This is a genomic window from Streptomyces smaragdinus (assembly GCF_009604385.1).
GTDB classification, from domain to species: Bacteria; Actinomycetota; Actinomycetes; order Streptomycetales; family Streptomycetaceae; genus Streptomyces; species Streptomyces smaragdinus.
The window spans coordinates 100588-122910 of the sequence record NZ_WEGJ01000019.1; the positions used below are offsets into that span (position 1 = coordinate 100588).

General features: G+C 72.9%; 22 protein-coding genes. 11 read left to right on the forward strand and 11 right to left on the reverse strand.

All coding sequences use genetic code 11. The features are described from left to right. Positions 1-49 precede the first annotated feature (49 nt). Positions 50-2998 carry a glycine--tRNA ligase gene (locus SRB5_RS22175; protein ID WP_267132603.1) on the reverse strand — a complete coding sequence of 983 codons (2949 nt, stop codon included), beginning with the start codon at positions 2996-2998 and terminating at the stop codon, positions 50-52. A 181-nt stretch (positions 2999-3179) separates the two neighbouring features. On the opposite strand from SRB5_RS22175, the gene SRB5_RS22180 reads away from it, so the two are divergent. Then, entirely contained in the window at positions 3180-4676 is a 1497-nt protein-coding gene (locus SRB5_RS22180) for a glycoside hydrolase family 3 protein (protein WP_153454755.1), read from the forward strand. A gap of 51 nt (positions 4677-4727) precedes the next feature. On the opposite strand, the gene SRB5_RS22185 is transcribed toward SRB5_RS22180, so the two are convergent. Further along, positions 4728-6791, reverse strand: coding sequence for a PhoX family protein (locus SRB5_RS22185; protein ID WP_323378287.1), 2064 nt, complete (start codon positions 6789-6791; stop codon positions 4728-4730). Positions 6792-6980: 189 nt separating this feature from the next. Here SRB5_RS22185 and SRB5_RS22190 point away from each other — a divergent pair, with 189 nt between their 5' ends. Then, positions 6981-8246, forward strand: a complete 1266-nt coding sequence (locus tag SRB5_RS22190; protein ID WP_194292993.1) for a YibE/F family protein — start codon at positions 6981-6983, stop codon at positions 8244-8246. Positions 8247-8254: 8 nt separating this feature from the next. Here SRB5_RS22190 and SRB5_RS22195 read toward each other — a convergent pair whose 3' ends face one another. Next, positions 8255-8464 (reverse strand): hypothetical protein, encoded by a 210-nt coding sequence (locus tag SRB5_RS22195; RefSeq protein ID WP_153454823.1) that lies wholly within the window; start codon positions 8462-8464, stop codon positions 8255-8257. Positions 8465-8622: 158 nt separating this feature from the next. On the opposite strand from SRB5_RS22195, the gene SRB5_RS22200 reads away from it, so the two are divergent. Beyond that, positions 8623-10095, forward strand: coding sequence for an SPFH domain-containing protein (locus SRB5_RS22200; protein WP_228390300.1), 1473 nt, complete (start codon positions 8623-8625; stop codon positions 10093-10095). Positions 10096-10137: 42 nt separating this feature from the next. Here SRB5_RS22200 and SRB5_RS22205 read toward each other — a convergent pair whose 3' ends face one another. Both SRB5_RS22205 and SRB5_RS22210 read right to left on the reverse strand, forming a co-directional pair. After that, positions 10138-10359, reverse strand: a complete 222-nt coding sequence (locus SRB5_RS22205) for a DUF5326 family protein (RefSeq protein WP_323378289.1) — start codon at positions 10357-10359, stop codon at positions 10138-10140. A 159-nt stretch (positions 10360-10518) separates the two neighbouring features. Beyond that, positions 10519-10836 (reverse strand): cupin domain-containing protein, encoded by a 318-nt coding sequence (locus SRB5_RS22210; RefSeq protein ID WP_153454761.1) that lies wholly within the window; start codon positions 10834-10836, stop codon positions 10519-10521. Positions 10837-10909: 73 nt separating this feature from the next. Here SRB5_RS22210 and SRB5_RS22215 point away from each other — a divergent pair, with 73 nt between their 5' ends. The 4 genes from SRB5_RS22215 to SRB5_RS22230 all read left to right on the forward strand — a co-directional run bounded on the left by SRB5_RS22215 (position 10910) and on the right by SRB5_RS22230 (position 14262). After that, positions 10910-11284, forward strand: a complete 375-nt coding sequence (locus tag SRB5_RS22215; RefSeq protein WP_153454763.1) for a phage holin family protein — start codon at positions 10910-10912, stop codon at positions 11282-11284. 73 nt (positions 11285-11357) lie between these two features. Further along, the gene (locus tag SRB5_RS22220) at positions 11358-12497 is read left to right on the forward strand and encodes a cystathionine gamma-lyase (RefSeq protein WP_228390302.1); all 1140 of its coding nucleotides are present in this window, start codon (positions 11358-11360) and stop codon (positions 12495-12497) included. Positions 12498-12771: 274 nt separating this feature from the next. Continuing rightward, the gene (locus SRB5_RS22225; RefSeq protein WP_153454767.1) at positions 12772-13620 is read left to right on the forward strand and encodes a LysR family transcriptional regulator; all 849 of its coding nucleotides are present in this window, start codon (positions 12772-12774) and stop codon (positions 13618-13620) included. 162 nt (positions 13621-13782) lie between these two features. Further along, a complete protein-coding gene (locus tag SRB5_RS22230) occupies positions 13783-14262 on the forward strand; it encodes an NUDIX domain-containing protein (protein WP_153454769.1) in 480 nt (159 codons plus the stop codon). Here the strand turns inward: SRB5_RS22230 and SRB5_RS22235 are convergent. The 4 genes from SRB5_RS22235 to SRB5_RS22250 all read right to left on the reverse strand — a co-directional run bounded on the left by SRB5_RS22235 (position 14259) and on the right by SRB5_RS22250 (position 17578). Then, positions 14259-15377: a globin domain-containing protein gene (locus SRB5_RS22235; protein ID WP_323378290.1), complete on the reverse strand. Its 1119-nt coding sequence runs from the start codon at positions 15375-15377 to the stop codon at positions 14259-14261. The genes SRB5_RS22230 and SRB5_RS22235 overlap by 4 nt on opposite strands. Before the next feature lie 170 nt (positions 15378-15547). After that, on the reverse strand, positions 15548-16180 hold the full coding sequence (locus SRB5_RS22240) for an HAD family hydrolase (protein WP_153454773.1): 633 nt from the start codon (positions 16178-16180) through the stop codon (positions 15548-15550). A 22-nt stretch (positions 16181-16202) separates the two neighbouring features. Further along, on the reverse strand, positions 16203-17060 hold the full coding sequence (locus SRB5_RS22245) for a GNAT family N-acetyltransferase (RefSeq protein ID WP_323378291.1): 858 nt from the start codon (positions 17058-17060) through the stop codon (positions 16203-16205). A 56-nt stretch (positions 17061-17116) separates the two neighbouring features. Continuing rightward, positions 17117-17578, reverse strand: a complete 462-nt coding sequence (locus SRB5_RS22250) for a MarR family winged helix-turn-helix transcriptional regulator (protein WP_323378292.1) — start codon at positions 17576-17578, stop codon at positions 17117-17119. Positions 17579-17653: 75 nt separating this feature from the next. Here SRB5_RS22250 and SRB5_RS22255 point away from each other — a divergent pair, with 75 nt between their 5' ends. From SRB5_RS22255 to SRB5_RS22270, 4 genes are all read left to right on the forward strand, one after another. Continuing rightward, entirely contained in the window at positions 17654-18025 is a 372-nt protein-coding gene (locus SRB5_RS22255) for a cupin domain-containing protein (RefSeq protein ID WP_153454775.1), read from the forward strand. Between the two features lie 108 nt (positions 18026-18133). Further along, positions 18134-18583: a MarR family winged helix-turn-helix transcriptional regulator gene (locus SRB5_RS22260; RefSeq protein WP_153454777.1), complete on the forward strand. Its 450-nt coding sequence runs from the start codon at positions 18134-18136 to the stop codon at positions 18581-18583. Between the two features lie 9 nt (positions 18584-18592). After that, positions 18593-19045, forward strand: coding sequence for a GNAT family N-acetyltransferase (locus SRB5_RS22265; protein ID WP_153454779.1), 453 nt, complete (start codon positions 18593-18595; stop codon positions 19043-19045). A 111-nt stretch (positions 19046-19156) separates the two neighbouring features. Further along, positions 19157-20317 (forward strand): winged helix DNA-binding domain-containing protein, encoded by a 1161-nt coding sequence (locus SRB5_RS22270; protein ID WP_153454781.1) that lies wholly within the window; start codon positions 19157-19159, stop codon positions 20315-20317. Between the two features lie 4 nt (positions 20318-20321). Here the strand turns inward: SRB5_RS22270 and SRB5_RS22275 are convergent, their stop codons facing one another. Next, positions 20322-21695, reverse strand: a complete 1374-nt coding sequence (locus SRB5_RS22275; protein WP_153454783.1) for a serine hydrolase domain-containing protein — start codon at positions 21693-21695, stop codon at positions 20322-20324. A 153-nt stretch (positions 21696-21848) separates the two neighbouring features. Then, a partial coding sequence (locus tag SRB5_RS22280; protein ID WP_153454785.1) for a LuxR C-terminal-related transcriptional regulator occupies positions 21849-22323 on the reverse strand: 475 nt, incomplete at its 5' end.

Below are 22323 nucleotides of genomic sequence, written 5' to 3' on the forward strand. Positions count from 1 at the left end.
CCGCCCCGGAAGATCCGGAGCGGCAGTCGGGGTGTGGATACGGGCGGGGCTAGCGCAGTTCGTCCCAGGCCAGGACGGGGTCCGCGAGATCGCGGACGGCGGCGAGGAGGCCGAGGCGGTTGGCGCGGACGGCGGGGTCGTCGGCCATGACGAGGACGTCGTCGAAGAAGGTGTCGACGGCGCCGGCGAGGGCGCCGGTCTCCTCGGTGAAGGCCGTCAGCCGGGTGTCGCCCTTCAGGGCCTCGCTCGTACGGGTCAGCTCCCGGTGCAGCGCCCGCTCCGCCTCGTCGGTGAAGAGCGCCGGGTCGTACGCGGCCGTGGTGTCCGCCGGTACGATCCGCCGCACCCGCTGGACGGCCGCCGTGACCCGGTCGAACGCCGGGGTCCCCGCCAGGGTGTCCAGCTCCCCCAGCAGCGCCTCGGCCGCCGCCGGATCCGCCCCCCGGCGCAGCACCGCCTGCACGTGGGCGTGCGCCGTCCCGGCCTCCAGCAGCGACTGCTCGAACCGGCGCACCGTGAACTGCTCCGCCTCCGCGAGCGCCGCCGCATCCGCCGCGACCGGCTGCCGCGCCCCCGCCAGGGCCAGCCCCTCCGACACGGTGAGCCCGGACAGCCCCGGATGCGCCCGCAGGATGTTCACCGCCCCCAGCGCCGCCCGCCGCAGCCCGAACGGATCCGAGGACCCGGTGGGCGCCGACCGCAGGGCGAACAGCCCGGCCAACAAATCGAACCGGTCCGCGAGCGCCAGCAGCGCCCCCGGCACGGTCCCGGGCAGCCCGCCACCGGCGGAGCGCGGCAGCTCCATCTCGTACAGCGCCGTCGCCACCGCCTCCGTCTCCCCCGCCCGCACCGCGTACTCCCGCGCCATCAGCCCCGCCAGCGACGACAGCTCGGTGACCATCTGCGACCCCAGGTCGAACTTGGCCAGCTCCGCCGCCCGCTCCAGCGTCACCCGGTCCTCGCCCGCCAGGCCCACCCGGTCGGCCAGCGCCCGCGCGACGGCGGCGATCCGGTCGGCGCGGTCGGCCATCGAGCCCAGCCGCTCCTCGAAGGTGAGCAGGGACAGCTTGGCCCTCATGTCGGCGAGCGGAGTCTGCAGGTCGGCGCGCCAGAAGAACGCCGCGTCCTCGTAGCGGGCCCGCAGCACGGCCTCGTTCCCGGCCCGTACGACGTCGTGGTCGCACTCGCCGTTGGCGACGGCGACGAAGTGCGGCAGCAGCGCCCCGGCCGGGTCCTGCACGGGGAGGTAGCGCTGGTGCTTGCGCATGACGGTGGTCAGGATGTCCGCCGGGAGGTCCAGGTACTTCGGGTCGTACGAGCCGAGGATGGCGGTGGGGCGCTCGACGAGGTTCGCGATCTCGGCCACGAGCGGCGCGTACGTCTCCACGTCGACGCTCCCGCCCGTCCGGGCCGCCAGCTCCTGAGCCTGCCGCACGACCATCTTCCGCCGGGTGTCCGTGCTCGCCACCACCCCGTGCTCCGCCAGGAACGCCCAGTACTCGTACGCCGTCGCCACGTCCACCACCGGCTGCGCGGACGTCCGGTGCAGATACGTCGTCCGCCCCGACGTCAGATTGCCGACGGTGAACGGCACCACGTCCTCCCCCAGCAGCGCCAGCAGCCACCGGATCGGCCGGGTGAACGACAGCCCGGGCGCGTTCCAGCGCATGTTCTTCTCCGACCGCAGCCCCGTCACCAGCCTCGGCAGCAGCTCCGCCAGCACGTCCAGCGCCGCCCGCCCGGCCACGGTCCGGGTCACGGTGACGTGCTCGTTGCCCTGGTACGTCCCGCGCCCCAGGTCCGCCGGGGTGACGCCCCGGCTGCGGGCGAAGCCCTCGACGGCCTGCGCGGGGGCCGTCGTACGGGGGCCGCGTACCGTCTCCTCGCGGTCGTCCTCGCGCGGCTCCACGCCGCCGAGCATCGCGACGACCCGGCGCGGGGTGGCGTGGACGTACAGCCCGGCGTAGCGCAGGGCGGTGCCGGCGAGCAGGGCGGTCAGGGCGTCGCGTACGGCGCCGGCAGTGCGGTCGACCTCGGCCGGCGGCATCTCCTCGACGCCGATCTCGAAGATCAGCGTCTGCGGGCCGGCCACGTTCTCCGTGTCCTCCACCGGGGCGGGCGGGGCGGTGGACGGCTCGGCGAGGCCCAGCGGGTGGCCGAGCTCCGCGCGCCGGTCGGCCCAGAGCTCCGCGGCCTCGTGGGCGAGGCGGCGCATGCGGGCGAAGGCGCGGGCGCGTTCGGTGGTGGAGACGGCGCCGCGGGCGTCGAGGACGTTGAAGGTGTGCGAGCACTTCAGGACGTAGGAGTACGCGGGGACCGGGAGGCGGGCGTCGAGCATCCGGCGGGCCTCGGCGGCGTAGGTGTCGAAGAGGGCCTGGTTGGCCTGGATGTCGGCCTCGTCCAGGTAGTAGCGGCTCATCTCGTACTCGGCCTGCCCGAACATCTCGCCGTAGGTGAGGCCGGGGGCGTACGCGATGTCCTTGAAGTGGCTGACGCCCTGCAGCGCCATCAGGATCCGTTCGATGCCGTACGTGATCTCGACGGAGACCGGGTCCAGCGCGATACCGCCGGCCTGCTGGAAGTAGGTGAACTGGGTGATCTCCAGGCCGTCCAGCCAGACCTCCCAGCCCAGGCCCCAGGCGCCCAGCGCCGGGGAGGCCCAGTTGTCCTCGACGAAGCGGATGTCGTGGGCGGCGGTGTCGATGCCGATCGCCTCGAGGCTGCCGAGGTAGAGGTCCTGGGCGTTGCCCGGCTCGGGCTTGAGGATCACCTGGTACTGGGTGTGGGTCTGCAGCCGGTTCGGGTTCTCGCCGTAGCGGGAGTCGTCGGGGCGCACGCTCGGCTCCACGTACGCGACGTGCCACGGCTCCGGGCCCTGGACGCGCAGGAACGTCGCCGGGTTCAGGGTTCCCGCGCCGACCTCCGTGTTCATCGGCTGGACCTTCATACAGCCCGCGCGGGTCCAGTAGGCGTCGAGTGCGGTCAGTGCGTCCTGCATGGTGAGCATGGTGCGTCCCTGGTCCGTGGGGATGTCGGCCCGTATGGCGGGCAAGTTTAGGCAGGCCCGGCGCGGGACTTGCAGGGATTTCCCGCCCCGGGAGGGGGATACGCCACGCGCGTGGATTGGTATAGTCCAATCCCCGTCCGTACCGCAGTACCCCGCCTTACCGGAGGAACCCATGGCAGCGAGTCGCCACCCGGATCTGACGCGGCTGGCCAACGCCGTGCTGCAGCCCGGGTTCGAGGGGACCACGGCGCCGGACTGGCTGCTGCGGCGGATCGCGGACGGGCTGGCGTCCGTGGTGCTGTTCGGGCGGAACATCGAGAGCCCCGAGCAGGTGGCCGCGCTCACCGCGACGCTACGCGCGGAGAACCCGGACCTGATCGTCGCGATCGACGAGGAGGCCGGCGACGTCACCCGCCTCGAGGTCGCCACCGGCGCCTCCCGGCCCGGCAACCTGGCGCTCGGCGCCGTCGACGACACCGGGCTCACCGAGCGCGTCGCCCGCGACATCGGCCGCGACCTGCGCGACGTCGGGGTGTCCCTGAACTACGCGCCCAGCGCCGACGTGAACTCCAACCCGAGGAACCCGGTCATCGGCGTGCGCTCCTTCGGCTCGGACACCGCGCTCGTCGCCCGGCACACCGCCGCCTGGGTGCGGGGCCTGCAGTCCGCCGGCGTCGCGGCCTGCGTCAAGCACTTCCCCGGCCACGGCGACACCAGCGTCGACTCCCACCACGACCTCCCCCGCGTCACCGCCGACGCCGCGTCCATCGCCCGCGTCGGCCTCCCGCCGTTCACCGCGGCCGTGGACGCGGGGGTACGGGCGATCATGACCGGCCACCTCCTCATCCCGTCCCTCGACCCGGACCTCCCGGCCACCCTGAGCCCCCGCATCCTGGGCGACCTGCTCCGCGGCGACCTCGGCTACGGGGGCATCGTGGTCAGCGACGGCATCGACATGAGCGCCGTCGCCGACGCCTACGGCATGCCCGGCGCGACGGTACGGGCGATCACGGCCGGGGTCGACGCCGTCTGCACCGGCGGCGAGTACGCGACGGAGTCCGTCACCGCCGACCTGGCCGACGCCCTGGTCGCCGCCGTCCTGGACGGCACGCTGCCCGAGTCCCGCCTGGCCGACGCCGCGGCCCGCGTCGCGGCGTTCGCCGCCTGGTCCGGCGGCCTGGCGCGGAACGCCGCCGCCGGCGAGGACGCGCCGGACATCGGCCTGGCCGCCGCCCGGCGCGCGGTGGACGTGCGCAAGGGGGCCGGCGCGGACTTCCCGCTCGCCGCGGACGCCCACGTCATCGAGCTGTCGACGACCACCACGCCCGCCGTCGACGACGCCACCCCCTGGGGTGTCGCCGCACCGCTGACGGCGCTGCGGCCGGGCACCACGTCCGTGCGGCTGACCGAGGCCGACCTGACGGACGGCGCCCTGGACCGGGCGCTGGCTCCCGCCGCCGGGAGGCCGCTCGTCGTCGCCGTACGGGACGCGGCGCGGCACCGGTGGTCCGCCGAGGCGCTGTCCGCGCTGGTGGGGCGGCGGCCCGACGCGCTGGTGGTCGAGATGGGGCTGCCGACGCGGGACCGGCCCGGTGCGGTGCATCTGGTGACCTACGGGGCGACGCGGGTGTCGGGGATCGCGGCGGCGGAGGTGCTGACGGGGGCGTAACAGCAGGAGGGCGGGGTGCCCACACGCACCCCGCCCTCCGCCCGCGTCACGTCACACGCCGATCGCGCCGCCGTCCTCGCGCCACACCGCGACGACCGACGGGCGGACCATCGTCCCCGGCCCGTCGGGCCACGCCGACAGCGGGTGCTCCACCGTCGCGCCGTCCAGCTCGCCCGGGTGCTGCACGGACACCAGCACGCGGGTCTCCTGGACCAGCGGGCCGCAGGTCTCCGCGCCGTTCGGCATGGTCACGAACTGCTTGACCTGGCCCTCGTAGCGGCCGGTGGTCGCCACGCCGAAGAGGCCGTCGTGGTGGCCGAGCGCGTTGCCGTCGGTGGAGATCCACAGGTTGCCGTGGACGTCGAACGCCACGTTGTCCGGGCAGGAGATGGGGCTGACCTTGTCTTTCGGGAAGCCCGCGAAGTACGTGCCCGGGTCGGCCGGGTCGCCGCAGACCAGGAACAGCCGCCAGGCGAACTTCTTGGCCGACGCGTCGTCGCGGTGCTCGGTGAGCTCGAGGATGTGCCCGTGCTTGTTGTTCGTACGCGGGTTCGCCTCGTCCGGGGCGGCCTTGCCGGCCGTGCCGCGCTGCGTGTTGTTCGTCAGCGCCACGTACAGCTTGCCGGTCCGCGGGGAGCACTCGACGTCCTCGGGGCGGTCCATCTTCGTCGCGCCGACCTTGTCACCGGCGATCCGGGTGTAGACGTACACCTCCTCGGCCGTCATGCCCTCGACGTACGAGATGTCGCCGGACGCCAGCGGGATCCACTCGCCGGAGCCGTCGAAGCCGCCGTCCGCCGGGAGCGTGCCGGTGCCGTCGATCTCGGCGGCGGGGCTGTCGCCGGTGAACCTCGCGACGTACAGGGTGCCCTCGTCCAGCAGCCGCTTGTTGTGCTCGCGGGCCGCCGCCGAGTCGCCCTTCTGCATCCGGTTCTTCGACACGAACTTGTACAGGTAGTCAAAGCGCTCGTCGTCACCGGAGTACGCGACGGCGCGGCCGTCGTCGGTGAGACGGATGTTGGCGCCCTCGTGCTTCACCCGGCCGAGGGCGGTGTGCTTGACGGGGACGGAGTCCGGGTCGTACGGGTCGAACTCGACGACCCAGCCGAAGCGGTTGACCTCGTTGGGCTCCTTGACCAGGTCGAACCGGTCGTCGAAGCGCTCCCACTTGCGCTCGGACTCGCCGGTGGTCAGCCCGTAGCGGGCCAGCTTCGCCGCGCGGTCGGGGTCCGTGACCCGGCCGGCGCCCGCGAAGTACTGGTTGAAGTTCTCCTCGCCGGACAGGATCGTGCCCCACGGGGTGGTGCCGCCGGAGCAGTTGTTCAGCGTGCCGCGGACCCTGGTGCCGGTCGGGTCGGCGGAGGTCTTCAGCAGGTCGCTGCCGGCGGCCGGGCCGGTGAGGCGGAACTCGCTGGTCGCGGTGATGCGGCGGTTGAGCTGATGGCGGGTGACGGCGGTGAGGGCGCCCGTGCGGCGGTCCTCCTGGACCACGACGGCCGACATGCCGTGCGCCGCCCAGGCGATCTCCACCTGCTCGCGGGTGGGGTTGGCCGCGTCGTACCCGGCGTGCATGAGGATCTCGTCGGTGTACTCGTGGTTGGCCACGAGCAGCTGACGACCCGGCTCGCCGCGCAGCGGGAGCAGCGCGAGGAAGTCGTTGTTGTACCCGAACTGACCGGCCTGGGCCTCGGCGCTCTGGTTGTCGGGGTCGAACGCGGGGGCGCCGCGCAGAATCGGTTCGCCCCAGCGGATGACGACGTTCTGCCCGTAGCCGCCGGGCGCGGTCACGGCGTCGGCGGTGTTCGGCGCGACGGGCGTGAACCGCAGCCCGCGGGCGCCGTCGGCGGTCGGGACCGGCGTACGGCCCTGGGCCCCGGCCTTCGGCGCGGCGGCGGCGAGCGCACCGGCGCCGGTGGCGGCGATCACGGTGGCGGCGGCACCGGCGCGGAGCAGGCCGCGGCGGGACAGGGCCTCGTCGATCACATCGCCGACGTAGGCGTTGGAGCTGGTGTTCGGCACCTCGTGGAAGCAGGCGTCACCACAACGGAAGCGGCACGTCAGTGCGGCGCGGCTCCCGCCGTGCGGCGAGCCGATGAGCGGCAGAAACTTGCGCACGGTCCCCTCCGGATCCAGTCGTCTGAGGGCTCGGACGCTAGGCGCACGCGGGTGCGGGACGGCGGACTCCCGGTGAACGACGGGTGAATCCACCGGCCGTCCCGAATGACGCCGCACGGTCACCGTGACGAATCGTACGAAGGCACACCTCTCTCGGCGCCAACCCGGAGCGCCCCGTTCCACCCTGCAATGATGCGCCCTGTGACGCACTCCCACAGCCACAGCCACGACCACGGACCGGCGACCCCCGCGTCGCGCCGACTGCGGACGGTGATCGCGGCGGTGCTGATCCCGTTCGCGCTGCTGGTGTTCGGCGGCATGCTCGCGCTGTGGCCGGGCGACGCGCCGTCGCACGAGCGCACCGGTGTCGGCTTCGACACCCAGCGCCAGCGGGCGCGGGTGACGGAGCTCGAGGAGGTCAAGTGCGCGGAGGTGAACGCCCAGTCGCGGACCGCGGACGGGCACGCGGACCCGGACGAGATGTGCGAGCGGGCGACGATCGAGGTCATCTCCGGGCCGAACAAGGGCCGTACGTTCAAGGACATCGTCACGCCCGGCGCGCTGCGCCGCTACGACGTGGGCCAGGAGCTGGTCGTCTCGTACCAGCCGAAGGCCCCGCCGGAGGTCCAGTACGCGGTCGTCGACGTGGTGCGCTCGGTGCCGCTGATGGTCCTCGCGGTGCTGTTCGCGGTGGCCGTGGTGCTGGTCGGGCGGCTGCGCGGGCTGGCGGCGCTGGTCGCGCTGGCGGTGAGCTTCGCCATCCTCATCCTGTTCATCCTCCCCGCGATCATCGAGGGTTCGAACCCGCTGCTGGTGGCGGTCGTCGGGGGCAGCGCGATCATGCTGATCGCCCTGTACCTCAGTCACGGCTTCAACGCCCGTACGTCCGTCGCGGCCATCGGCACGCTGGCGTCGCTGCTGCTCATCGGGCTGCTGGGGTCGCTGTTCATCGGCTGGACGAAACTCACCGGCTCCACCGACGACTTCACCGGGCTGATCCACCAGCAGTATCCGGGCATCGAGATGAGCGGTCTGCTGCTGGCGGGCGTGCTGATCGGCTCGCTGGGCGTGCTCGACGACGTGACCGTCACCCAGGCGTCGGCGGTGTGGGAGCTGCGGCAGGCGGAGCCGGGCGCGAGCTGGCGCAAGCTCTACGGGTCGGCGATGCGCATCGGCCGCGACCACATCGCGTCCGTGGTGAACACGCTGGTCCTGGCGTACGCGGGCGCGTCCCTGCCGCTGCTGCTGCTGTTCACGACCGCGCGGGTGGGCGTGACGGGGGTGCTGACCAGCGAGCTCGTGACGCAGGAGGTGGTACGGACCCTGGTCGGCTCGATCGGTCTGGTCGCCTCGGTGCCGCTGACGACGATGCTGGCGGCGATGGTCCTGGCCGCGGACACCGGCGGCTCCCCGGCCGCGCCCGCGCAGGGGCGGGGCCGGCGCCGTAAGCGCTGAGCCCGCGCTTACATGGGCTCCACGTACACCGTCCGCGGCGCCTGGTACTCCACGACCACCACCATCGTCCCCACCGGGATCCGCAGCCCGTTCTCAAAGGAGTACGCGTAGAACGCCTCCGCCCCGCCCCGTACCGAGATCATCACCTCGCCGACCAGCCCCGGCCCGACCGTCCCGGTCACCCGCCCCCGCAGCCCCAGCATCCGCGCGTCCCCCATGCCGTCCTCCTCGCCCGTGCCCCTGAGCAGGGTCTCCCCCAACTGTGTATCAAGGCAACGTCAAAGCTGTGTCAGGGACTTATGCGGGTTGACTCCGCAGGAGCACACTGCCCTTGATCGGCCCCAACGGGGGACCGAGGCTCTAGGGGGAGTTGCCGATGTTCGTCGGCGTCATCGCGGGGGGCGCGCTGCTCGCGCTCCTTGTCGTCATCATCGTGTTCAAGCTCATGTGGCGGGTGGCCGAGCCCAACGAGGCCCTCATCATCTCCGGCTCCAAGCACCGCACCGAAGGTCTCGAGGAGGGCATGGGCTTCCGTATCGTCACCGGTCGCGGCACGCTCGTCATGCCCGGTGTCCAGGTCGTACGGAAGCTGTCGCTCGACCTGAACGAGGCCGAGCTCAACGTCGACTGCGTCACCAAGCAGGGCATACCGCTCAAGGTGCACGGCGTCGTCATCTTCAAGGTCGGCGACGACTACGTGTCCGTCGCCAACGCCGCCCGCCGTTTCCTGGACCAGCAGCGGTTCATGGCCGAGCGGGTGCACAACGTGTTCGCGGGACATCTGCGGTCCATCGTCGGCGGGCTGACCGTCGAGGAGATGATCCGCGACCGGGAGCGGCTGACGGGCGAGACCCGGCACGCGTCCGGTACGGAGATGGAGAAGCTGGGTCTGATCATCGACTCGCTGCAGATCCACGAGATCCAGGACCCCACCGGCTACATCACCAACCTCTCCGCCCCGCACGCCGCCGCCGTCCGCCGGGACGCGCGGATCGCGCAGGCCGAGGCGGACCGGCTGGCCACCGAGGCCGAGCAGGCCGCCGCGGCCCGGATGTCCGAGGCCACCCGCGACAGCGAGATCCTGCAGGCCGGCTACCAGGCCGAACGGGACAAGGCGTCCGCCCGCGCCCAGCAGGCCGGACCGCTGGCCGCCGCCGCCGCGCAGCAGGAGGTCGTGGTCGAGGAGACCCGCGTCGCGGAGCTCGAGGCCCAGCGCCGGGAGCAGCAGCTGCAGGCGGACGTGCGCAAGCCGGCCGACGCCCAGGCGTACCAGAAGCGCACCATGGCCGAGGCCGAGCGCGACGCCCGGATCTCCGCCGCCCAGGCCAAGGCCCGCGAGACGGAGCTGGCGGCGGCCGCGGAGGCGACCCGGGTGAAGACCGCGGCGGGCGCGGAGGCCGAGGCCACCCGGGCGCGCGGTGACGCGGCCGCGGCGGCGACGCGGGCGACGGGTGAGGCGGAGGCCGCCGCGTCGAAGGCGCGCGGTCTGGCGAACGCCGAGGCCACGAAGGCGAAGGGGCTGGCCGAGGCGGACGCCATCAAGGCGCGCGCCGCGGCGCTGGCGGAGAACCAGGAGGCGGTCGTCGCCCAGCAGCTCGCCGAGAACTGGCCGCAGATCGTGGAGGCCGGCGCGTCCGCGTTCGGCAACGTCGACAACATGGTCGTGCTGAACGGCGCCGAGGGGATGTCGGACATCTTCGCCCGCGCCCTGACCATGGGCGGTACGGGTCTGGGCCTCGCCCGCCAGCTGCTGGCGGCGATGGACCCGAACGCGAAGAACGGCGAGGTCAAGAACGGGGAGACCAAGCCGGAGAAGATCAAGTCGGAGAAGGTCGCGCTCGATCAGTAGCGGTACCCGCGCGTCGGCCGCCCCGTGCGGCCGACGCGTCCGTCACCAGCTGCCGCGGGACCCGCTGCCGGAGTCCTTGAACTTCCGTACGACAAAGATCAGCGCGGCGACCAGGGCCGCGAAGACCAGCACCTTGAAGAGCAGGGCGACGACGAAGCCGATGAGGCTCATCAGCAGCCCGCCGAAGACGACGAGGGCGATCACCGGTACGGCGACCCACTTGACCCACCACGGCAGGCCCTTGGCGATCTCATTGAGGGACACGGTTGACTCCTGTTGACTGCTGAGGGGCCCGGGAACTTCCCCGGTACCTCCAGGCTAGGACGGCGCCGGTGCGGACGGGAGGGCCGAGGGCCCCGGTCCGTCCCGGAACGAACCCTGAGAGAAACCCTGAGAGCCCGCCCCGACCGCCGCGGCCCGGGATCAGGCCTCCGGCGGGGAGAACACCACCATGACCCGCAGGTCCTCGGTGATGTGGTGGAACTTGTGCGGCACCCCGGCCGGCACGTACACGACACTGCCCCGGGCCACCTGGGTCGTCTCCTGCCCCACGGTGATCGAGGCACGCCCGCTGACGACGAAGTAGACCTCGTCCTGCCGGTGCGGCTGCTGCGGGTCCGGGGCGCCGGCGTCCAGCGCGTACAGACCGACCGACATGTTCCGTTCGCGCAGGAACTGCAGATACGCCCCGTCGTTCGCGCGGCGCTCCGCCTCCAGCTCGTCCAGCCGGAATGCCTTCATCTACGTCTGCCCCGCCTCGTGTGCGATCCGATAGCTTCCGGTTATCCCTGTCCCCCATGGAAACGATCTCATTATGAAGAGCTTTCTCGTCAAGACCCTGGCCAACGCGGCGGCCCTCGCCGTCGCCGTCTGGCTGTTCGAAGGCATCCGGCTGACCGGCGACGACACGGGCAAGGAGGTGCTGGGCCTCATCCTGGTCGCCCTCATCTTCGGCCTCGTCAACGGCATCATCAAGCCCGTCGTCAAGCTGTTCGCCCTGCCCGCGCTGGTGCTGACGCTGGGCCTGTTCACGCTGGTCATCAACGCGCTGATGCTGCTGCTGACCTCGTGGATCGCCGACCAGGCCGACCTCAGCTTCGAGGTGGACGGCTTCTGGACCGCCGTGGGCGGCGCCCTGGTGATCAGCGTCGTGTCGTGGGCCCTGAACATGGTCATGGACCGCGACTGATCAGCCCCTTTACGAGAGACCACGTGTCGAGACGGCGGCCCCCGCCCGGCCGCCGTGACGCATGATGGGGCACATGGCCGACCACCTCGCCGGGACCTCCGACGCCACCCGCGCCGTACACGCGGGTGTCCCCGAGCGCTCCCCGTACGAACCGCCCTTCCCCGGGCCCGTCTTCACCTCGCACTACCACCTCCCGGGCGATCCGGCGGGCGCCCCGTACACCTACGCCCGCGACGGCAACCCGACGTGGACCCGGCTGGAGGACGCCCTCGCGGAGCTGGAGTCGCCGGGGACGCCGGCGCACGCCGTGACCTTCGCCTCGGGGATGGGGGCGATCGCGGCCGTGATGCTGTCGCTGCTGCGGCCCGGGGACGCGGTGGCGGTGCCGTCCGACGCGTACACGCTGATCGGGGGCGTGCTGCGGGACCAGCTGGAGGCGTACGACGTCGAGGTGCGGGCCGCGCCGACCGCCGGCGACGCGCAGCTGGCGCTGCTCGACGGGGTGCGGCTGCTGTGGCTGGAGACGCCGTCCAACCCCAAGCTCGACGTCTGCGACATCCGCCGGCTCGCAGCCGCCGCGCACGAGCGGGGCGCGCTGGTCGCCGTCGACAACACCCTGGCCACCCCGCTGGGCCAGCGGCCCCTGGACCTGGGCGCCGATCTGTCGGTGGCCAGCGGCACCAAGGCCGTCACCGGGCACTCCGACGTCCTCCTCGGCTACGCCGTGACCCGCGACGAGTCCCTCGCCGCCCGGCTGCGGCTGTGGCGCAAGACCACCGGGGCCATCCCCGGCCCGATGGAGGCGTGGCTGGCGCACCGGTCGCTCGCCACGATGGAGCTGCGCACCCGGCAGCAGGCGGCGAACGCGCTGGCCGTGGCGCGGGCGCTGCGGTCGCGGGCGGAGGTCGCCGGCGTACGGCATCCGGGGCTGCCGGAGGATCCGTCGCACGCGCGGGCTGTCGCGCAGATGAGCCGGTTCGGGTGCGTGGTGTCGTTCACCCTGCCGTCGAAGGAGTTCGCCGAGCGGTTCCTGGCGGCGCTGCGGCTGGTCGACGACGCGACGAGCTTCGGGGGCGTACGCAGCTCCGCCGAACGGCGCGGGCGGTGGGGCGACGAGGTGCCGGAGGGCTTCATCCGGCTGTCGGTGGGGGTGGAGGACCCGGCGGACCTGGTCGCGGATCTGACGCAGGCCCTGGAGCGGGCGGCCGGCTGAGGCATTCGTACGCGGTACAGCGCCCCCGGACCGGCTTCACCGGCCCGGGGGCGCTGCCCTGCGGGCTCCCCGCGGCGGGGCGAGGCGTCGCGCCCGGTCCGAGCCTCCCCCCTCTGGCTCGGAGCCGGACGCTCCGCGCACTGGTCGCTACGCGCGAAGAACCGCGAACATCAAGGCTAGTTGACTCTCCGTCAGTGTCCAATCACGGTTTCGATGGAGACCTATCGACATTTTTATAGATGTACGCGGTTCGTGTGGGGAGGGGTGGGCGGGCATGGATCCGGCGCTGCTGCGTACCTTCGTCGCCGTCCACCGGGCCGGCTCCCTCACCCGGGCCGCCGCGCTGCTGGGCCTGTCGCAGCCGGCGGTCACCGGACAGATCCGCGCGCTGGAGCGTCAGCTGGGCCGCCCGCTGTTCGTCCGCGGGGCCCGCGGCGTGACCCCCACCACGCTGGGGGAGGAGCTGGCGCACAAGGCGGCGCCGCATCTGGACGCGCTGCTGGCGCTGACGTACGAGGGGCCGGACGCCCCGGCCACGCTGCATCTGGCGGGACCGCCGGAGTTCCTGGCGCTGCGGGTGCTGCCGGCGCTCGGCCCGCTGGTCGCCGGGGGGCTGGCGGTCCGGGCGGCGTACGGGCCGGACGGCGACACCCTCGAGGGGCTGGCGGCGGGGCGGCACGATCTGACGGTCACCGCGTCCCGGCCGCGCGGGGGCGCGCTGACGGCGACGCCGCTGTGGGACGAGGAGCTGGTGCTGGTCGCCGGGGGGCGCTGGGCGGGGGTGGCGCCGGAGTCGGTGCCGGTGATCGAGGTGCACGAGAGCCTGCCGTTCGTCACGCGGTACTGGGCGGAGGTGTACGGCACCGGCCCCGCCGCCTCGGCCGCGGTCGTCGTGCCCGATCTGCGCGCGGCACTGGCCTGCGCGGTCGCGGGGGCGGGGCTGGCGGTGCTGCCCCGGTATCTGTGCGACGCGGAGCTGCGCGAGGGGCGGGTGGTGGCGGTGGGACGGCCGGCGGTGCCGCCGATACGGACGTATGTGCTGTCGGTACGGGCCGGGGCGCTGGCGCTGCCGCATCTGGCGCGGGCGCACGAGACGCTGATACGAGCCGCGACGGAGTGGTGACGGTCCGTCATGCACCACTACGCGCCCCACTGCGTTTTCTCGGGGGATAACCCCCGAACCCCCAGCCGAAAGACGGGTCTTCCCACGCACCCTGCGCCGGAGCCGCCCGGCCAACCCAATAACCGGGGTTTGAAAACCCGGACCACGTGCCACACTCCCCCCATGACCGATAGGCCCGTGGTCAAGAGAACCGCCCGCGCGATCCTGCTCGACGACGCCGACCTCATCCTCATCAAACGCACCAAGCCCGGCCACGCCCCGTACTGGATCACCCCCGGCGGCGGCGTGGAGCCGGAGGACACCACGGTGGTCGACGCCCTCCACCGGGAGGTGGACGAGGAGCTCGGCGCCAAGGTCACCGACGTCGTCCCCGTCTTCGTCGACACCGTCCGCCACTCCACGCACCACGCGGCGCACGGGGTGAAGGTGCAGCACTTCTTCGTCTGCCGCCTGGAGACGATGGACCTCTCCCTCAGACACGGCCCCGAGGTCGACGAGCCGTGCGGCACGTACGAGGTGGTCCGCCTGCCGTTCACCCGCGAGGGCGTGGACTCCGTGGACGTCGTCCCCCCGACGCTGCAGGCCTTCCTGCGGGAGAACATCGAGGGAGTACGGGCGATGCTGGCCCCCGACCTCGGCTAGTCACGTACGAGGTGCTCGAGGTCGTCGTGCCGGATCGCCCCCGCCGGCACCCCGCCCTCCGTCAGGATCCGCACCCCGCTGCGCACCATCGGCGGCGGGCCGGCGAGATACGCGTCGTACTCCGTCCACGGCCCGCGCCGGCTCACCGCCTCCGGCAGCGCGCCGACCACCGGGTGCACCGTGAGCCAGGAGTACGCGCGCTCGAACCGCCGTAGGTTCTCCAGGTCGTACAGGTCGTCCTCGCGCCGCGCCCCGTAGAAGACCTGCATCTCCCGGTGCGACCCGTGCCGCGCCACGTCCTCCACCATCGCGCGGATCGGCGCGATGCCCGTACCGCCGCCCAGGCACAGCAGATCGCTGGCCGCGGTGTGGTCCACGGTCATCGAGCCGAGCGGCGGGCCCAGCCGTACGACGTCGCCGGGGCGGGCACGGCGGACCAGCGAGGTGGAGACCCAGCCGGCCGGGACGGCCCGGACGTGGAACGACAGCAGACCGTCGGCGCGGGGCGCGGTCGCGAAGGAGTAGTGCCGCCACACCCGGGGCCACCAGGGCGTCTCGATCGCCGTGTACTGGCCGGGCGTGAAGGCGTACGGCTGCTCGGGGCGGACGATCAGGACCGCGACGTCCGTGGTGCGCGCCTCGTGGGAGACGATCTCGGCGAGCCACCACGGGGGGTTGCGCAGCGCGTCCTCCTCGGCGGCGTCGATCATCGTCTGCGAGATCGCCGCGTACGCCCGCACCCACGCCGCCTCCGTCCGCGGCGACCACACCTCACCGGCGTAGCGCGCGAGCGCGGCGAGGAGGCACTGGCCGACGGCCGGGTAATCGGGGGACCGCGTCCCGTACTTGCGGTGGCCGCGGCCCAGGTCCCGCAGGAAGGCGGTGAGCCGGTCGGGCTCCTCGAGCAGCAGTCCGGCGGCGAGCAGCGCCTTGAACAGGCGGTCGCGCTGGGTGTCCATGGCGACGGGGAACATGTCGCGGGTGTGCGGGTGATGGAGGAAGAGCAGGGCGTAGAAGTACCCCGTGGCCTCGTCGGCGACGGGGGAGACGTACTCGAGCGTGCGGCGGATGAGGGCGGCGTCCCCCAGCCCTTCGTCGCGCTGTGCGTTGGTCACTGTGCCTCGCCGGTACCGCATCGTTCCGGGGGGTGCGCCCCCGGGCCGGCGGTCGGACCGGACGGCGGGGGGACGGCCGAAGACCACAGCCGTCGTACGACGAGAATGTCACCCTGCGAATCGGGATGGGACGCCTTTCGGCAAACCGGCTCCCATACGCCCCACGGTCGCTACGGTGCGTCATTCACCAGGGCATATGCCTCCCGCAGATCCCGCCCCGTGTACGCGTGCGTGGCCAGCCCCGCCACATGGTGGTCGGCGTTGACGGCCACCGAACGCGGCGCCACCGCGAACAGGTCGGCGTCGGAGAAGGAGTCGCCGTACGCGGTGATGTCGGCGCGGGTCAGCCCGTATCCGGCGCACAGCGCGTCGGCTATCCGCACCTTGTCCGGGGGGCCGAGGATCCCCGCGATGTCGAGGGGTTCGCGGAAGGGCGGCGTGGGGAAGACGGAGCCGTGCGCGGCGTGCGCGCCCCAGTCGAGCAGCCGCTCGACGAAGAAGCTCGGCGCGAGGGACACCACCGCGCAGTGGTCGCCGCGGGCGGTGATGTCGGCCCACACCTCGCGTATCCCGGCCAGCCAGGGCGCCTTGGCGAAGGCGCTGGCCGTCATGTCCTGCGTGAGGTCCCGCCACAGGTCGTAGGCCCGGCGGCCGTACTCGTACGTGTCGATGCGCCCGGAGCCGATCGCGGCGTCCAGCTCCCGGAACTCCGGCTCCAGGCCCAGCTCGCCGGCCAGCAGGACGCTGGTCGAGGTGCCGTGCATGAGGGTGCCGTCGAGGTCGAAGATGTGCAGTCTGGTCATATGCGGGGGAGGCTACTACCGGTCACAGCGCCACCGTCACCGGGACGAACCGCCGCCGGATGTCGCCCGGCGCCTCGTCGGCCCCGTACACCATCACCGACTGCTCCCAGTCCGCCCCGCGCAGGCCCCGCGCGTCCAGCCAGTCGCACAGCTCCGCGTGCCGTACGTCCACGTCCAGCCGCAGCCGCCCCTGGGCGCTCCTGGCCAGCGCCGCGATCAGGGCCTTCGCGGTGTCCTGCGAGTCCCCGACGACCGGCCCGATCACGGTCCCGCCGACGTTCCGCCAGCTCCCCGCGAACCCGGTCAGCCTGCCCCCTTCCTCCGCCACCAGCAACTGGTCGCAGAACGACGGCAGCCGGGTGAGCAGCGACGTCCGGTCCGCCCCGAAGACCTCCAGGTCCAGGGCCCGGATCGGCCCCAGATCGGTGGCCCGCGCCGGGCGCACTCCTGCGGCGTCCACCGCCGGATCGGGCCGGAACTCTCCCGTCCGCATCGGCGCCCTGCTCACCGCCCGGAACCCGAGCTCCTCGTACAGCGGGCGCCCGCTGGGCGTCGCGTGCAGGGTGACGACCGCGTCGCCGGCGGCTGTCAGGGCGTGCCGCACGGTGCGCCGGCCGAGGCCCCGGCGGGCGTAGCGCTCGGCGGTGAGAACCATGCCGATCGCCGCCAGCCCAGGGCCGTACCGGGTGAGCGCGAGCGCGCTCGCCAGGCCCCGGCCGTCCGGCGCCTCGGTCCCGTAGACCGTGCCGACCTGCAGCAGCAGCTGCCATTTGCGCACTTCACGGCTCCACCCCCGGTCCTCGCCGAGGTCCAGCAGCCGGGGCAGGTCGCCGGCGGTGAGTTCGCGTACGGGGGCTTCGGTGAGGGCGAGTTCAGGCACGGGGGTACCTTGCACGACCTGGCGGGGGGTCGTCGACTGCTTATTCGGGGGTGCGCTCACCACACCGGGCGCAGGGGCGGGGGTTCGCCGTCGGAGAGGCCGGTGACCAGGCGGGAGAGTTCGCGGCGCAGGGTGGGGATGTCGGCGCCGGTGCGGTCGCCGAGCTCCGCCTCGAGTTCGTGGAGGATGGCGCCGGCGGTCATGAGGTGGCGTCGGGCCGCGTCCGTGAGGACGACGAGCTTGCGGCGGCCGCCGGCGGGGTGGGGTTCGCGGCGGAGGTAGCCCCGGCGTTCGAGGTCGTCGACGATCTGGCCGGCGGCCTGTTTCGTCACGCCGAGGCGGGCGGCCAGTTCGGTGCCGGTGGTGCCTTGGGCGTGCAGGATCTGGAAGACCATGCCGTGCACCGGGCGCAGGTCGGGGTAGCCGGCGGCGGCCACGCGGGCGGTGAACTCGCCGAGCACGAGCTGGAAGCCGAGGCCCAGGAGGAAGGTCAGCTCCGGTCCGTCCTGTTCAGTCACGGATCTATCTTGACATACGTGAGTCAAGCTCCTTTACTCGTCACTGTCCTCGTTGAGTAAAGGAGCTTGACTCGCATGAACGTGATCACCCCGTCCGACTCACATGTCGTCACCACCCCGAACGCCGCCATGACCCGGCTCGCCACCCCTTCCCTGGGGTCCCGTGAGCTCGCCGTGTGGCGGGTGCGGCTCGAGCCGGGCGCACTCGGTCCGGTCCACGGGATCGACCGGGAGCAGGTCTGGGCCGTGCTGTCCGGGACCCTCGGCGTCACCTGCGACGGGCGCGACGCCACCCTGTCCGCGGGGGACACGGTGGTCGTCCCGCCGGACGTGATGCGGCAGTTCCGGTCGGCGGGGGAGGCGGTGGAGGCCGTGGTGTCGATGGCTCATGGGGGTGTGGCGCTCACGCCGGACGGCCGGAAGCATCCGCTGCCGTGGGCGGAGTGATTCCCTTTGCTTGCATGCGCCCGTTGCCCGAGAGCGCGGGATATTGCGGCTTTCCCGTAGTCTGGTGCTACGGACGCGGGCGAGCCGCACCGGGCAAGGAGGCCGCGTATGTCGGCGACAGACGAGCAGCTCCAGGCACTGGGACAGGGCTGGGCGGCGCTCGCCGCGCTGCACGCGCGGATCGAGACCCACATCGAGCGGGTGCTGCAGAAGGGCCACGGGCTGAGCGCGCGGGAGTACCAGGTGCTCGACGTGCTGAACCGGCAGGACTCCTTCCACCTGCGGATGAACCAGCTCGCGGACACGGTCGCGCTCAGCCAGAGCGCGACCACCCGGCTGGTCACCCGCCTCGAGGACCGCGGCCTGCTCCTGCGCTACCTCTGCGCCACCGACCGCCGCGGCATCTACACCGAGGTCAGCCCCGCCGGCCGGGCGCTGCTCGAACAGGCCCGCCCCGGGTACGAGGCGGCGCTGCGCGAGGCCCTGACGGAGGCGGCCAAGCGGCCCGAGCTGGCGCCGCTGGTGGCGGCGGTGGAGGCGTTGCCGGCCCCGGCTTAGGCTGCGGCCATGAACGATCTCGAGATCCGCCCGGCGGTACGGTCCGACATCCCGGCGATCGTCGCGATGCTGGCACACGACCCCATCGCGGCCCAGCGGGAGTCGCCGGAGGACCTCACGCCGTACGACGCCGCCTTCGACCGGATCGCGGCGGACCCGAACCAGCATCTGGTGGTGGCCGTCCGCTCCGGCCGGGTGGTCGGCACGCTCCAGCTGTCGGTGATCCCGGGCCTGTCCCGTACGGGGCTGGTGCGCTCGGTGATCGAGGCGGTGCGCGTGCATCACTCGGAGCGGGGCGGGGGGTTGGGGACGCGGCTGATCGAGTGGGCGGTGGGGGAGTCGTCCCGGCTGGGGTGCGGGCTGGTGCAGCTGACGTCGGATGCGCGGCGGGTGGATGCGCATCGGTTTTATGAGCGGCTGGGGTTCGAGGCTTCGCATGTGGGGTTCAAGAGGCAGCTGTGACGTAGTCGGCCTGGGGTGCCCCTGCCAGCCGGTAACGGGCGGCTGCGGGTGGGAATCCCCCCGCGCCGAAGGCGCGGGCAGGCCGACGGCCACAGCCCATACCGTGACCCCATGAGACGCATCGCGAACACGGAAAGACGCGCCCGCCTCGCAACCCGCCACGCCCTCACCGGTGGAGCCAAAGTAACCACACCGGAGGACGTCGCCACCGCCCTGGTGGCCCTCCACGCCACAGACCCCGCAACGGTCTACCTCTCAGCGGCCCTCCGCATGCAAACCCCGTCCCTGACCGCCGTATCCGACGCCCTCTACGAAAACCCCCCGCAGCTGGTGAAGCTGCTGGCAATGCGCCGCACCCTCTTCGCCGTCAGCCACACCCTGGCCCCCCAGATCGACGCCGCAGCCGCCCGTGAAATCGCGGCGAAGGAACGTAAAGCCCTCCTCAAACACCTCACCACCTGGAACAACAAGGACGAAACCTGGCTGGCCGAAGCCGAGGAAGCCGTCCTGGCCGTTCTGAAGGAAAGAGGCGAGGCAACAGGCCAGGAAATTTCCGCGGCGAACCCCCTGCTAAAAACCAAGATCACCGTCTTCCCCGGCACGAAGCAGGAAACCGAAACCGGCGTAGCCTCCCGCGTCATCCGCGTACTGGCCGCCGACGGCCGCATCCGCCGGGGCCGCCCCAAGGGCTCCTGGACGTCGAGCCAATTCCGCTGGGCCCCGGGCGAGGCGTACCCCGAACTCCCCGAAGCCGACGCCCGCGCGGACATCGCGGCCCACTGGCTCACCGCCTACGGCCCCGGCACGGAGGCGGACTTCACCTGGTGGACGGGCTGGACCCGCACGGCGGCCCGCAAGGCCCTCGCGGCGGCCGGCGCGGCGGAGGTCACCCTGGAGGACGGCCGCCCAGCCTACGTGGCGCCCGACGATGTTTCACGTGAAACCCCTCCCGACCAGCCCTGGGCCGCCCTCCTGCCGGCCCTGGACCCGACCCCGATGGGGTGGAAGGAACGGGAGTGGTTCCTGCCGGCCGGCGACGTCGGCCTCTACGACCGCAGCGGCAACATCGGCCCCACCGTCTGGTGGAACGGCCGCATCGTCGGCGGCTGGGCGCAGCGCCCCGACGGCGAGGTGGTGTGGCGCCTCCTCGAGTCCTCCGCCGAACTCACCGCCGCGGTGGAGGCGGAGGCGACGCGCCTCGCCGACCTGATCGGCGAGGCGCGGGCGACACCCCGCTTCCGCACCCCGCTGGAGCGCGAACTGACGGCGTGACGCCCTACGAGGCCGGCGTCCACCCGTCACTGCCGCCGGGGACGGGCGCCTTTGGGTCGTACGGCTTGCGCGTGAGGACGAACGTCGCGAGGTCGAGGTGGGTGACCTCGCCGTCCGCGCCCCGTCGTACGCGCAGGGTCTCGCCCGTGTAGTACCCGTCGAGCCCGGTCCAGGTCCCGTCCGCCTCCGGCCGGAAACGGGAGGCGCGGCCCGCGGCGCCCAGCGGGGTGAGCTGGAGCCGGCGGTCGGCCTTGAGGTGCAGGGCGAAGGGGTTGGCGCCCCAGTACCAGGGGCCGGTGAGGTCCAGCAGCGCCGGGTCGACCGCGTCGGCGTCGAGCGGGCGCCAGGGGTCGGGGAAGCGGGGCTCGTGCTCGGCGACGAGGCGGATCAGGTCGTTGGCGACGGCGGTGGTGGTCATGCCGGAGGTGACGTTGGTGAGGACGACGGAGGCCAGGCCCTCCTCGACGCTCAGATGGAGCGAGGCGAGGAAGCCGGGCATGGATCCGGAGTGCCCGGCGATGATCCGCCCGTCCGGGGTACGGGACAGCTGGACGCCCAGTCCCTGTCCGGCGTCCCAGCTGCCGAAGGCGGGCGGGGCGGCGGGGGTGCGCATCTCCTCGAGGGTGTCCGCGCCGAGCACCCCGTCGGCGCCTTCGGCGAGGAACGCCGCGAACCGCGCCAGGTCCCCGGTCGTCGACCAGAGCTGCCCGGCGGGGCCCATCGCGCCGGTGTCGGTGAGGGGCTCGGGCAGCATCACGTCGGCCCAGGGGTGCACGGCGAAGCCCCCGGCGTGCGGGGCCTCGGGCAGCAGGGTGGTACGGGTCATGCCGAGGGGCTCCAGCACCTCGTCGGTGAGCACGTCGCCCCAGGCGGCGCCGCGCACCTGCTCGACGAGGGCGCCGAGGTAGGCGAAGCCGGGGTTGGAGTAGTGGTGCCGGCGGCCGGGCTCGAGGACGGTCTGCGCGGACTCGTCGTACAGGGCGGCGATGTCGGGCCGCAGACTTCCCGGGGTGCGCTCCCACCAGGGGCCGCGGGGCTCGGCGCCGAGGCCGGCGGTGTGGGTGAGGAGCTGATGGATGGTGGCGGAGCCGGCCTGGGTGCCCTTGAGGTGGGTGTCGAGCGGGTCGGCGAGGTCGATGAGCCCCTCGTCGCGCAGCCGCATGACGAGGACGGCGACGAACGTCTTGGTGATGGACCCGATGCGGTACTGGGTGCCGGCGTCGGGCGCGTGCCCGTCGCCGAGCATGCTGCGCGATCCGGTCCACACCGTCTCCCCGTCACGGACCACGGCGGCGGCCAGCGAGGGGGTACGGCCCTGGGCCTGGGCGGTGGCGAGGCGGTGGAGCAGGGCGCGGCGGGTGGCGGGAAGGAGTGACATGGCCGCAGGCTAACCGCCGCTTCCCCGACGCGGCGCGGGAGTTTCCCGGGCCGCGTCCACGGCCACGGCGCGGGGCCTTGCCGGCCGGTGTCCCGCCCACGGCGCGATGGTCCCCGGCGGCCCCCGTGCCCCGGCCGCACCGCCGCCCGCGGATCAGGCTCGGGTCCCCGGCACCACCACCCCCGACTCGTACGCCGCCACCACCGCCTGGGTGCGGTCCCGCAGCCCGAGCTTGTTGAGGATCCGGCTCACATGGGTCTTCACCGTCTCCTCGCTGACATGCAGCCCCGCGGCGATCTCCGGGTTGGACAGTCCCTGGGCGACGAGCCGCAGCACCTCCGTCTCGCGTGGGGTGAGCGTCGGCAGCCCCTGCTGCTGCGGCGCCGGAATCGTCCGGCGCTGACGGGCGAACTCCTCGATCAGCCGCCGGGTCACCGTCGGGGCCAGCAGGGCCTCGCCGGCGGCCACGACCCGTACCGCGTCGAAGAGATGCTCCGCCGTGACGTCCTTCAGCAGGAAGCCGCTCGCGCCGGCGGTCAGCGCCTCGTAGACGTACTCGTCGAGGTCGAACGTGGTGAGGATGAGGATCCGCGGCCCCTCCCTCACCACGTCCTCCCCCTCCCCCTCC

Excerpts from the sequence above, each read along its gene's own strand:
- SRB5_RS22175 (WP_267132603.1), bottom strand. The coding sequence starts at position 2,998 with ATGCAGGACGCACTGACCGCACTCGACGCCTACTGGACCCGCGCGGGC.
- SRB5_RS22240 (WP_153454773.1), bottom strand. The coding sequence starts at position 16,180 with ATGACCAGACTGCACATCTTCGACCTCGACGGCACCCTCATGCACGGC.
- SRB5_RS22255 (WP_153454775.1), top strand. The coding sequence starts at position 17,654 with ATGAACGTGATCACCCCGTCCGACTCACATGTCGTCACCACCCCGAAC.
- SRB5_RS22195 (WP_153454823.1), bottom strand. The coding sequence starts at position 8,464 with ATGGGGGACGCGCGGATGCTGGGGCTGCGGGGGCGGGTGACCGGGACG.
- SRB5_RS22210 (WP_153454761.1), bottom strand. The coding sequence starts at position 10,836 with ATGAAGGCATTCCGGCTGGACGAGCTGGAGGCGGAGCGCCGCGCGAAC.
- SRB5_RS22190 (WP_194292993.1), top strand. The coding sequence starts at position 6,981 with ATGATGCGCCCTGTGACGCACTCCCACAGCCACAGCCACGACCACGGA.
- SRB5_RS22225 (WP_153454767.1), top strand. The coding sequence starts at position 12,772 with ATGGATCCGGCGCTGCTGCGTACCTTCGTCGCCGTCCACCGGGCCGGC.
- SRB5_RS22180 (WP_153454755.1), top strand. The coding sequence starts at position 3,180 with ATGGCAGCGAGTCGCCACCCGGATCTGACGCGGCTGGCCAACGCCGTG.
- SRB5_RS22230 (WP_153454769.1), top strand. The coding sequence starts at position 13,783 with ATGACCGATAGGCCCGTGGTCAAGAGAACCGCCCGCGCGATCCTGCTC.
- SRB5_RS22275 (WP_153454783.1), bottom strand. The coding sequence starts at position 21,695 with ATGTCACTCCTTCCCGCCACCCGCCGCGCCCTGCTCCACCGCCTCGCC.
- SRB5_RS22220 (WP_228390302.1), top strand. The coding sequence starts at position 11,358 with ATGGCCGACCACCTCGCCGGGACCTCCGACGCCACCCGCGCCGTACAC.
- SRB5_RS22260 (WP_153454777.1), top strand. The coding sequence starts at position 18,134 with ATGTCGGCGACAGACGAGCAGCTCCAGGCACTGGGACAGGGCTGGGCG.
- SRB5_RS22200 (WP_228390300.1), top strand. The coding sequence starts at position 8,623 with ATGTTCGTCGGCGTCATCGCGGGGGGCGCGCTGCTCGCGCTCCTTGTC.
- SRB5_RS22265 (WP_153454779.1), top strand. The coding sequence starts at position 18,593 with ATGAACGATCTCGAGATCCGCCCGGCGGTACGGTCCGACATCCCGGCG.
- SRB5_RS22270 (WP_153454781.1), top strand. The coding sequence starts at position 19,157 with ATGAGACGCATCGCGAACACGGAAAGACGCGCCCGCCTCGCAACCCGC.
- SRB5_RS22215 (WP_153454763.1), top strand. The coding sequence starts at position 10,910 with ATGAAGAGCTTTCTCGTCAAGACCCTGGCCAACGCGGCGGCCCTCGCC.